This is a genomic window from bacterium (genome assembly GCA_024228115.1).
Classification (GTDB): domain Bacteria; phylum Myxococcota_A; class UBA9160; order UBA9160; family UBA6930.
The window spans coordinates 1-9,944 of the sequence record JAAETT010000320.1 but is presented as its reverse complement, the minus strand read 5'-3'; the positions used below and the strand labels follow the sequence as shown (position 1 = coordinate 9,944).

At 67.2% G+C, this 9,944-nt stretch carries 11 protein-coding genes; 3 read left to right on the top strand and 8 right to left on the bottom strand.

Annotated features, from left to right (window positions below):
* Window positions 1-473: 473 nt before the first annotated feature.
* Window positions 474-1,385, top strand: a complete 912-nt coding sequence (locus tag GY937_14250; protein MCP5057863.1) for a helix-turn-helix transcriptional regulator — start codon at window positions 474-476, stop codon at window positions 1,383-1,385.
* Window positions 1,386-1,430: 45 nt separating this feature from the next.
* The gene (locus GY937_14245; protein MCP5057862.1) at window positions 1,431-2,357 is read left to right on the top strand and encodes a hypothetical protein; all 927 of its coding nucleotides are present in this window, start codon (window positions 1,431-1,433) and stop codon (window positions 2,355-2,357) included.
* 270 nt (window positions 2,358-2,627) lie between these two features.
* On the opposite strand, the gene GY937_14240 is transcribed toward GY937_14245, so the two are convergent.
* From GY937_14240 to GY937_14215, 6 genes are all read right to left on the bottom strand, one after another.
* Window positions 2,628-3,866 carry a hypothetical protein gene (locus GY937_14240; GenBank protein MCP5057861.1) on the bottom strand — a complete coding sequence of 413 codons (1,239 nt, stop codon included), beginning with the start codon at window positions 3,864-3,866 and terminating at the stop codon, window positions 2,628-2,630.
* 71 nt (window positions 3,867-3,937) lie between these two features.
* A complete protein-coding gene (locus GY937_14235) occupies window positions 3,938-4,750 on the bottom strand; it encodes a hypothetical protein (GenBank protein MCP5057860.1) in 813 nt (270 codons plus the stop codon).
* On the bottom strand, window positions 4,747-5,151 hold the full coding sequence (locus tag GY937_14230; GenBank protein MCP5057859.1) for a hypothetical protein: 405 nt from the start codon (window positions 5,149-5,151) through the stop codon (window positions 4,747-4,749). Before GY937_14230 ends, GY937_14235 begins: the two co-directional genes overlap by 4 nt.
* Window positions 5,148-6,569 carry a hypothetical protein gene (locus GY937_14225; GenBank protein ID MCP5057858.1) on the bottom strand — a complete coding sequence of 474 codons (1,422 nt, stop codon included), beginning with the start codon at window positions 6,567-6,569 and terminating at the stop codon, window positions 5,148-5,150. The genes GY937_14230 and GY937_14225 overlap by 4 nt, the downstream gene beginning before the upstream one ends.
* Complete coding sequence (locus GY937_14220; protein ID MCP5057857.1) at window positions 6,569-7,333, bottom strand: DUF2092 domain-containing protein; 765 nt, start codon at window positions 7,331-7,333, stop codon at window positions 6,569-6,571. Before GY937_14220 ends, GY937_14225 begins: the two co-directional genes overlap by 1 nt.
* A gap of 11 nt (window positions 7,334-7,344) precedes the next feature.
* Window positions 7,345-7,809 (bottom strand): hypothetical protein, encoded by a 465-nt coding sequence (locus GY937_14215; GenBank protein ID MCP5057856.1) that lies wholly within the window; start codon window positions 7,807-7,809, stop codon window positions 7,345-7,347.
* A gap of 315 nt (window positions 7,810-8,124) precedes the next feature.
* Here GY937_14215 and GY937_14210 point away from each other — a divergent pair, with 315 nt between their 5' ends.
* Window positions 8,125-8,787 carry a DUF3313 domain-containing protein gene (locus GY937_14210; GenBank protein ID MCP5057855.1) on the top strand — a complete coding sequence of 221 codons (663 nt, stop codon included), beginning with the start codon at window positions 8,125-8,127 and terminating at the stop codon, window positions 8,785-8,787.
* Window positions 8,788-8,854: 67 nt separating this feature from the next.
* Here the strand turns inward: GY937_14210 and GY937_14205 are convergent, their stop codons facing one another.
* Complete coding sequence (locus tag GY937_14205; GenBank protein ID MCP5057854.1) at window positions 8,855-9,364, bottom strand: OmpA family protein; 510 nt, start codon at window positions 9,362-9,364, stop codon at window positions 8,855-8,857.
* A gap of 20 nt (window positions 9,365-9,384) precedes the next feature.
* A complete protein-coding gene (locus GY937_14200) occupies window positions 9,385-9,795 on the bottom strand; it encodes a hypothetical protein (protein MCP5057853.1) in 411 nt (136 codons plus the stop codon).
* Between the last annotated feature and the right edge of the window lie 149 nt (window positions 9,796-9,944).

Here is a 9,944-nt window from a genome sequence, read left to right as displayed (position 1 = left end):
CTCCCCAGACCCCGGATCATGGTCTCGCTCTGGGGTACGTAGCCACAAGACTCATTCACGGAGGAGCCGGATGGTGGAAATCTCCTTGTCCGGATCTGGCGAGGGCCCGGGGTAGGCGACTGCCCCGGGCTACTCTACAGAGGGGTTTCCCGCTACCCGGCCATGTAGCTGGATGGCAGATCGCCCGAATTCGGGAGCGATCTGGCCCGATCCGGACGTGGGGGTCGCCGGTTCGGGTTTTGTCACATCGAAAGGGGCCGTATAGGGCCGCGGGGCCGTGATGTGTTCAGTCTATTTCCGTCCATTGCAGCACCTTGCAAGGCAGGAGGCGTAACCCCGCGCCACTTCTCACCCTTCTTTGATACTTCGAACCCGCCGAGCGTCCTGCTATTCAGGATAGGGCGGTTGCTGGCCTGCGTCGGATCGCCGAGAATGGCGGCATGCCTGGCAACGCTAGTCCGACATCCACCCTCATGGACGCCACCTTCCGCTCGATGGAGGGGCTGAACGAATTCGCCCACTCGATGGGCAGGGAAGGCAGATACCTCCAACTGAGCAAGGGACTCGTCACGAGCCGATGGCGGTGGCTGCACCTCGGGCAGTCCTCACTCACCTCGCATCACCTGGACAAGCGCGTGCACGCTCTGCTGACTCCTCCCGGGGGGAGCGTGGCACTGGGCATCATGCGCCCACCGTTCTTCATGATGGTCGACGGCGCGGAGGTGGGGAACGACCAGGTGCTTGTGATGGACGCGGACTCAGAAGTGGACTTTGTTTCCCCGGACGAAGCAGAATGCAAGACTCTCACCCTTCCCAAATCCGATTTAGAGGCGAGTGCTCGAGTGCTCTTCCCCCGGACGCGCATGAACGGCGGGCCAATTCGCATCCTACCGGGCCCTTCGTCCGAGTGGTCGGCGCTTCACGGCCAAGTGACCGGCCTGCTGTCCTACGGCAGCATGTCTTTCGAGGATTTCTCCCACCTGATATGCCGGTTCCTCGGCCTGATGGTCGGGGAGACCGAGAAACGCCCCGGCGAAGTGTGCCTCGGCAACCGGTCGGCCAGCCATATCGCGAGGCTCGCGAGGGGATACATCGAGGATCACTACTCCAAAACGATCCGGATGGAAGACGTTTGCCGCCACACTGGCGCCTCGCTGCGCACGCTCCAGCGTTCGTTTCGGGAGTACTTCCAAGTCAGTCCCTCCGATTACATCAAGGCGCGCCGCCTCAACGCGGCGCAGCAGGACCTCCTCGCGGGCGCCCCATCACGCGCCCGCGTCGCCCGCATCGCCCTCAACAACGGCTTCGTCCACCTCGGCCGCTTCTCGATTGATTACCGGGAACACTTCTGCGAATCGCCGCGGGAGACGCTTGCCCGGGTCTGAATCTCGCGGCCACTCCTGCGAGAAGGGCCGGCCGCTGATCAGGATGTGGCTGTTCGCCGGCGAATCGGGCTCAGCGACCGAGGCATGGATCTCTCTGGAACAACGGTCGCGCTTCAGGAATTCGGTAACGTCGGCAGCCACGCCGCCCGACTGATCGCCGAACGGGGTGGCAAGGTCGTCGCCGTCGCGGACCACATGGGAGCCGTATCGAACGATGCCGGCCTCGACGTGCCGGCCCTGGTGGCCTGGGCGGCCGAGCATCGAACGGTGCATGGCTTCGCGGGCGGCGACGCATTCGACGGGGCCGAGATCATGGCCTGGCCCGCCGATGTCCTGATCCCGGCCACGCTCGAGGACGCGATCAAGGAGAAGAACGCGCCCCAGGTCAAGGCGAAGGTCATCGTCGAAGCCGCGAACGCACCGACGACCCAGGACGCGAATGCGATCTTGAAGGACGCGGGCGTGATGATCGTCCCGGACATCCTCGCGAACGCAGGCGGGGTGACGGTCAGCTACTTCGAGTGGGCGCAGAACATCCAGCAGTTCCGCTGGGAGCTCGAGCGCGTGAACAGCGAACTCGAGAAAAGCATGCGTCGTGCCTACGCGAGCGTTCGCGACGTTGCCAAGGAGAAGAATGTCGATCTGCGAACGGCGGCGTTCGTCCTCGCGATCCAGCGTGTCGGTCGAGCGGGCCTGTCTCGGCGAGCCATCCCGTGGGCAAAGCGGTCGGTCCACAGCGGCTTCGCTTCTGGGTTGGGCAGCAGCCTGCGCCGGGAAGCTTGCCACGTGCAGCCGCGCAAGGACGGGCAGCTGAATCGAGGCGGTCAACACGTGTTGGGTCCCCCCGGAAGGTGCAGGCGCTCGCATTGTACGGGCTCTTCAGAATTCGGCTTGGGCCTTTCAACGTGTCGGAAAGGCCACGTCTCTCTCTTGGCGGGTTGCGAGCAACCCCCGTCCTCCCAGCGAGATTGAGCGAGGCATCGGACGGCGACGGCAAGCACGATGGCCGCGGAGTCAGACGTGCCCATTCCCCAGATGGTGCGGGCCAGTGTCTACCACCAGCTCACCGTCGCCGTGATGGGAGACATCGGCTGGGCGGACTGGAGCGAGAACGAGGGCACGGCGCCCGCGCGGCTGCTCCAGACCGGCGTGGCCTTCGACGCCAGCCCGTTCCGCGACCGCCGCCACAACCTGCCGGACATGGCCTCGGACCGGCAGTGGCGGTGTCAGTCGAGTTCTGAGCTAGTCGAGCAGGCCGAACGCGACGTTCGCGCCCTCCGTCACGTCGAGGCCTATTCCCTTGGCATGCTGGCGCAGCTTGGCCGAGAGCGTGCCGGTCACCACCAGCTCGATGCCCTTCGGCGTGCCCCCGGGTGGGTTCGCGCTCAGTGTTCGCAGGGCGCGCGACGCGCCGCGGGTCCAGCGCCCCTCGTCCAAGGGCACCAGCGCCACCACATGGCCGTTCTGCGCCCGTGCCACCACCAGGTTGCGGAACGGCACGATCTCGAGGATCGGCGAGCGCTCGCGGTGATAGCCCGCCAGCATCTCGGCCAGCTGCTGGAAGTAGAGGGCCTGCACCTCGCTGTCGGCGCCGAGCGCCAAGGTCAGGACGTGCTCCCGCCCCTTCACTCCCTTCAGCGTGGCGAGCGCGTACACGAGCACCGTCTCGTGGCGGGGGGAGTAGAGGGGATGGTCCAGGAAGCGGGTCGCCAGCCCCGCCTCGATCCCCATCGTCTCCAGCAGTTCCGCATTGTCGTGGCGCAGCGCAGTCGGTGCCTTCTCGACCAGCAGGTCGTTCAGCGCGTCGACCCAGTCGAGCGACTTGGCCACCATGATGCCCGGGCCGCTGATCGGCATGGTGAGGACGCTGGGCGCCAGGTTCCCGATCGCGGCCGCCCAGCCGATCCGGTTGAGCTCGGTCTGCACCACCGGATTGCTCGTGTAGACGTCGATGCCGAGCTTGGCGGCGTACTGCCGCTTGAACTTCGAGAGCGTGAGCAGCGCCTCGACCTCGTTGTCCTCGTACTCGCTCTCCGCGCCCTTGATCGTCTCCCCGACGGCCTCGAAGATGCGTCCCACGCCCTTCGGAACCCCGGTCACGGTTGCGACGGGCTCGGTCGCGAGACCCTTCAGGGCCTCGAAGGGGCTCTTCAGCACCTCGACCGTGGCATTGGCGAAGGCCTCGGTCTTGCTCACCTCCTTCATGGCCTCGAGGGCGTGGATCTCTCGCACCAGCCGTCGGAGCATGGCGTCGCCTTCCCCCTCGAACCGGCCGTACGCGGACTTGACGACGTAGCTGTGCTGGTAGCCCTCGGTACGGACGGAGCCCTCGACCTTGTGCAGCGTGCTCTCTCGGAGCGCGGCCGGCAGAAAGCCCGGATCCCGCGTCGTGCGCCAGGGCTCGAACATCTGAGCCTGGGCAGTGCCGGCCAGAAGAGCGCTCGCCATGGCAAGGACCTGCAGGAGTGTGCCGATGGTCATGAATGTCTCCTTGCGCCGCTGCGGCTGCGTCGAACACAGGACGGATAGCAGACGACCGCGTCGGCGCCTCGCTACAAGAGCCAGCCCCAGGGCTCCTGGTCGTAGAGCAGCACGAGCGCCGCGGTCGCCAGGTAGGCCGCGCTCCAGCGGCGCCCGGGTGGGGCCTGGGCCAGGCCCATGCTGAGCAGCAGCCAGGCGAAGCCCGCGACCGGCGCGAACGCATAGGTGACGATGCAGAAGGCCAGCAGCAGGGCGTCGCGAAAGCGGGCGGTCATGCTAGGCGGAGCGAGGAACATCAAGGCCAGGGCGCCCTCGGTGATCAGCGTCCAGAGCGTGGCACTCCAGGTCCAGGCTCGGAACGCGGGCGTGAGGGCGAGGGCCTCGGGAGCGTCGCGCGCGCCGAGCAGGAACATGCGATTGGCTTCGAGTGCCTCGGCGGAGAGGCCGCCGAGCCGCAGGGTTGCCAGCTCGAAACGCGGATCGGTGAGCCAGGTGAAGCGCTGGAAGTCGCCACTGACGAAGTCCGGGGAGAGAACCACCTTCCACAGAAAGGCGAAGGCGAAGACCAGACCGACCAGTACCCGACCGCTCCAAGCGAGCTCCATGCCGGGCTCGGGTGCGCGGAGCGCGAGCCCGACGGCCAGGCACCACCAGGCCAACAGGTAGGCGTGGTTGTCGGGAAGCGGCCAGTCGAGGGCGACGCGCAGCGCGGCGAGAGACGCGAGCGCGAACCAGAGAGCGGAACGGCGCAATGCCCCCGGCAGCAGGAGGCCAGCGCCGGCCAGCAGGAGGAAGCCGAACCGCAGCGGCTCGTTCCCGACCGGATGCCAGAGCAGGGCCGCCAGGCTGAGGCCGCACGCGAGGCGAAGCCGGTCTTCGCTCACGGCGCCTCCACCTGTACCTCGCGTTCGATCGCTTCGTCGTAACGAAGCGAGCCTGGCTCCCGGCGCGTTTGCCAGAGCTGGATGCGGACGGACTGGAGCCCCGGAATTCGCCCCTCTTCCGCGGCCGCGACCTCCCTCGCCAACGCCAGAAGGCGAGTTCGGGTGGGCAGCGCCCGCACGGCCTCCGCGCGGTGCTCGAGCTCCGACGGCAGGTCGAGCTCATGCAGCAGCCCGGGCGACTCGGCGAAGATCGCCAGGTGGCGCTCGCCGCGCGAGTCGAGGGTCGCGAACATGCCGAAGCCCCCGCCCAGCCAAGGCGAGAGGTCGGCCGTGTGGGCCAGGACGATCTGGCTGCAGGCTACCGCAACCAGGAGCCCGGGCGCGATCCAGCGTGTGCTCACGCTCCGGCTGCGGCCTTCGGTGCTGGCGGTGGAGTGACGACGTAGACGTCGCCGACCTTCCGGTAGAAGACGCGGTCGAACTGCCAGTAGCTCTTGCCGTCCACCTTCATCTCGCGGGCTTCCTCGGGAAGCTTGCGCACCTCCGCCCCGATCGGCGGATCGACGACAACGTAGACGTTCTTTCCTTCGCGCTGGACCTGCGCGTAGAACGCGCCCTCGGCTAGCCAGTATTCCTTGCCCTCGACCACCATCTCCATCGGGTTCTCGAGCGTCGTCCGCTCGGCCCCGCTCGGCGCGGAGACCGGGACGTACTTCACCTCCTGCTGCACGTAGACGCGGTCGTAGTAGCGGCCGCCGCAGTAGTAGTACGAATTTGTGCTCACCACGACGACCTCGTGGCTGCAGCCCAGCGAGATGAAGACGGTCGGCCCGTAGTAGTGGCCGTGCCAGCTGTCGTGGTGCCAGTCCCAGTACTCGTCGTAGTAGTTCTCGGCCCACTCCTGGCGCTCGCCGCGGACGTTCTCGGCGTAGTCCCTTCTCTCATCCTGGGTCTTGTCGACGAAGTCCTGGCGATCGCTCTGGAGATCCTTGGCCGCATCGCTGCGGTCCTTCTGCAGATCCTTCGCGGCGTCCTGGCGATCCTTCTGGCGGTCGCCGGTTCGATCCGGGGTCTCGCCAGGGCGACGGTCTCCCGGGCCGGGGCGCTCGCCCGGCTGACGATCCCCAGGGCGCCTATCCCCCGGACGATCGACGGGCTGGGTGCTCGGCCGGCGACTGGCGAGGTCGCCCCGGTCCCCCTTGCCGGGTCGCGCGCCCCCCGGACGATCGACGGGCTGGGTGCTCGGCCGGCGACTGGCGAGGTCGCCCCGGTCCCCCGTGCCGGGTCGCGTGCCCCCCGGACGCTGCGTGCCGGGACGATCCGCCGGACGGGTGCCACCGGGCCTGCCGCTCGGGTCGGGCCGGCCTCCGCTGCCGGGGCGCTTGTAGTCACCGCCGCGGGAGGGGTAGCTGCTCCGGTCGTAGCTTCCGCGGTTCGATCCGCTGCGGCTTCCGCGGTCGTAGGAGCCGCGACTACCACCGCCGCCCGAGCCACGGTCGTAGGAGCCGCGACTGCCGCCGCCTCTCGATCCACTGCCGGAGGAGCCGCGGCTTCCTCCGCTGCGCGAGCCGGTCGAGGAGCGGCTGCTGCTCCCGCCGCGGTTGTAGGAGCCGCTGTTGCGGACCGAGCCCTGGCTGCCGCCGCCCCGGGAGGCGCTACTTCCGCGGCTGCCGCCACCGCCACCCCGGGAGGCGCCACCTCCGCGGCTGCCGCCACCGCCACCTCCTCCCCTTCCCCGCGCGTCCGCGGCGTCGGCGGCGAACAGCAGGCCCGCCGCTCCAAGGGCCATCAAGACGAGCAAAGGTCGGCTCCAGCGCATCACCGTACTCCCCCGGAGACCACCGGCCTCGCGAGCACCGGGATCCGCTCCGCGGCCTCGGGCGGCGCGAAGACGAAGGTCTCGTCCGAGAGCTTCGCCGCGAGGTCCCAGCGATCGAAGACCGCAGCGAACTGCGGCTCCCCCGGATCGTCGTGATAGGTGATCACGAACTTTCGGATACGGCGCTCGTCGCCCCGCTCGACCCACAGCTGCCAGTCCACGCTTTCGCCGCGAAACACGAGGTGGTCGCACGTCCATTCACCGACCCGGCTCACCCCGACTACCGCGCCAGCCAAGGCCACGCCGCTCAGGTGGGAGATGTCTTCGTAGAAGAGGTCGGCCAGCCGCAGCGTCATGCCGATCTCGAGCTCCAGGTAGTCGAAGGCCGCGTCGAGCGTGTCGGGAACGGGAAACTGGCCGTAGACGTTCTCGCCCTCGTCATAGGCGGTGAGCGTCGAGCCGTCGTAACGGATGTCCCGCGTGCGGCCATCGTCGCGAGCGGTCGTGAACCGAGCGCGGTCGGGCCGGCGGATGCTCACACGGTCCCGGCTTCCGAACTGCAGCTTGTGGCCTTCCTCCTGGACCACGTCGTAGAGGGTGCGGAACTCCACGTCGATTGCCTGCGCGGCCATGATGGGCTCGATGGCCTCGCGCAGGATGGCGACGGCCGCGGGGTCGATGGCGGGCAGCTCGGCCGCCTCGTCCTCGCTGAGTGCGAGCCCAGGCCAGCACACCACGAGCATCAGCACCAGAACCGATCTCATCCTTTTCTCCTCTACGGTGCGAGCGGCACCTTCTCGGCCAGGCCGAACTGGACGGTCGCTTGGAACTTGTTCTCGAGCTGGTAGTAGCGCAGCACCTTCCCCTCCGGCAGTGCGCGCCGGAAGCGCCTTACATGGGAACTGCGCAGGCCAGTGCGGTCTTTCTCGATGTCGAGGTACTCGGTCAGCAGGGTCTTGGCCGTCTCGTCGTCGAGTGAGCGCCAGGTCTCCGCGTAGACTTGGATCAGTTCGGCCATGCGCCGGTCGAGCTTGCCGAGGCCCTCCTGGAAGTCGTCATAGGGGGGCCAGAAGGCGCTGGCCTCCGCCTCGCTGAGCTGCATTGCGGTGGCGATGATGGCCTTCTTCTCCGCATCGACGGCCGCATTGGCGACGACCTGTTGAGTGGTTTGTGCCGCGAGCGGCGCACCTGAAACCCAAGCGAGCACGATGCTGCAACCGATCAGGCCGACGACGCGCAATGTTCCCCCTCAATGAGTGGATCGTATCGTAGCGCGGTTCGCCGCGCGGCCTACGTACCCGAACCAATGCCTGCGATCGACGCAATTCGGATAGTCTCTTCGCCTTGATTTCGTACCCTGTTCGCCACCACGTTCTGCGCCTCCACGATTTCGTTCGCTCGAGGAGACCTGCTCGATGAATCGTGCCTCGCGAGGCCGCCAACAGGCGATGGCTTCCGAAAAGCAGAAGGCCGCGAGCACCCAGGCCCCCTATGCTCGTGCCTTCGGGGTCTGCATGGATGCCCGGGGCTACAGCGTCAAGTGAGGAACTCCAGCATGCGATTCGCTCCCCTCGTCATGGCGGCGGCCCTGGTTGCGCTCGGCTGCGCGACTGGTCCTACCAGGCAGGCCCGGAGGACAGAAACGGCCGGCTTTCTCGGCAGCTACAGCCAGCTGCAGAAGGGCGGCAAGGACGATGCCCTGCTCGTCTACCGGAATCCGGAAGCCGACTTCACGCGCTATGACAAGGTGCTCGTCGAGCCAGTCGCGGCCTGGGGCTCGGCCTCCACCGACGTCGACATGGACCGCCTGCAGGTGCTGATCGACTACCTCGACGCCGCGCTGCGCCACTCGCTCGCCCAGGACTACGAGATCGTTGAACGTACGGGGCCGGGCGTGCTGCGCCTTCGGGTCGCAATCACCGAAGCGGACGGGTCCAACGTTCCACTCGACATCGTCTCCGCCGTGATCCCGCAGATCCGCCTGCTCACGGCGGTGGTGGGGCTCGGAACGACGACCCAACTCTTCGTCGGCTCGGCGGGCATCGAGGCCGAGATCCTGGACGGCATGACTGACGAACGCCTCCTCGCCGCCGTCGACCGTCGCGGTGGCGGCCGCACTTTCGAGGGTTCCACCGCCAGCTGGGACGACGTCCAGAAGGCCTTCGATTTCTGGGCCGAGCGGGTCCGCACCCGTCTAGCGGAGGAACGCGCTCGCTAGGTCCGCTTCGCTCCTCCCGGGGGCGCGAAGTGACGGCCGGTCAGAGTTCCCCACGGCTCACTGTGGACTAGCGGAGCGTGACCTCTACCCTTCGGTTGTTCTTCCGGCCCGCCGAGGCTGCGTTGTCGGCAGCCGGGAAGTTCTCCGAGAAACCCTGGATGACGAGTCGCGAACTCGGGATGCCCAGGTTGTCCAGGTGGGCGGCGACCGCGCGAGCTCGCGTCTCCGACAAGCCCTGGTTGAGGGTCTCGCCTCCGGTCGAATCCGCGAAACCCTGCACGAGGACCTTGGTGCTGGGCGGCGCGCCCGCCACCTGTTTGACGAACCAGCCAAGTTCCTTGTACCCGGTCTCCCCGATCACAGCGCTGCCGGTCTCGAAGTAGACGACGGCCGCATAGCGCGCGGCTTCGTCGTAGGCGGCCTGGTCGGCGGCGCGTCGCGCCTCCTGCTCGGCCCGCTGCGCCTCCTGCTCGACGCGGGCCTCTTCTTCGAGGTGCTGGGTCTCCTGCTCGAAGGTCTTGTCGTATGCGGAGACGCAGCCGAGGGCGCAGACGAGCAGGGCCAACGAAACAGTCATGGACACCCGGGAAAAGCGGATCACGGCGTTCCCTTTCCGTAGGCGTCCTGCACCTCGTCGGGCGACAACAAGCCGTCGGCGTCGGAGTCGACGATCTGGAAGTCGATGATACGGTCGCGGACGAACTCGTGGAGCGAGATCTTGCCGTCCGAGTTCGTGTCGACGTCGGTCCAGGCTTCCTGGAAGACCACCACGCGGTTGATTTCGGTGATCGTCATGTACCCGTCCTTGTCGCGATCGCCGTGGTAGTAGATTTCGGTAATCCGGTGGTGGAACTCCTCCATGTCCACGAAACCGTCGCGGTTCGTGTCGGCTTCCGCGTGGGCCTTTCCGGGATCATGGGGGACGGCGACGTTGCGTCGGAGTCGCGGCAGGTTCCCACAGGCCATCACGAAGCACGCGATCAACAAGAGCGAAATCGTTCGGCGCATTCGGGCCTCCTAGCCCTGATCCGAGATTCTTGAGGGTGGTCGTCGATTCAAATTGAAAGTGGCCCCGTCGGTGTGCTTGATGGAGTTACCACACTTCACCGAGCCCCCGAGGAGCCACAATCATGAGGCTAAGTAGAAGCCGAATTCGG

Coding starts and splice junctions, on each gene's coding strand:
- GY937_14250 (MCP5057863.1), top strand. CDS start 474: ATGGACGCCACCTTCCGCTCGATGGAGGGGCTGAACGAATTCGCCCAC.
- GY937_14240 (MCP5057861.1), bottom strand. CDS start 3,866: ATGACCATCGGCACACTCCTGCAGGTCCTTGCCATGGCGAGCGCTCTT.
- GY937_14225 (MCP5057858.1), bottom strand. CDS start 6,569: ATGCGCTGGAGCCGACCTTTGCTCGTCTTGATGGCCCTTGGAGCGGCG.
- GY937_14220 (MCP5057857.1), bottom strand. CDS start 7,333: ATGAGATCGGTTCTGGTGCTGATGCTCGTGGTGTGCTGGCCTGGGCTC.
- GY937_14210 (MCP5057855.1), top strand. CDS start 8,125: ATGCGATTCGCTCCCCTCGTCATGGCGGCGGCCCTGGTTGCGCTCGGC.
- GY937_14205 (MCP5057854.1), bottom strand. CDS start 9,364: ATGACTGTTTCGTTGGCCCTGCTCGTCTGCGCCCTCGGCTGCGTCTCC.
- GY937_14200 (MCP5057853.1), bottom strand. CDS start 9,795: ATGCGCCGAACGATTTCGCTCTTGTTGATCGCGTGCTTCGTGATGGCC.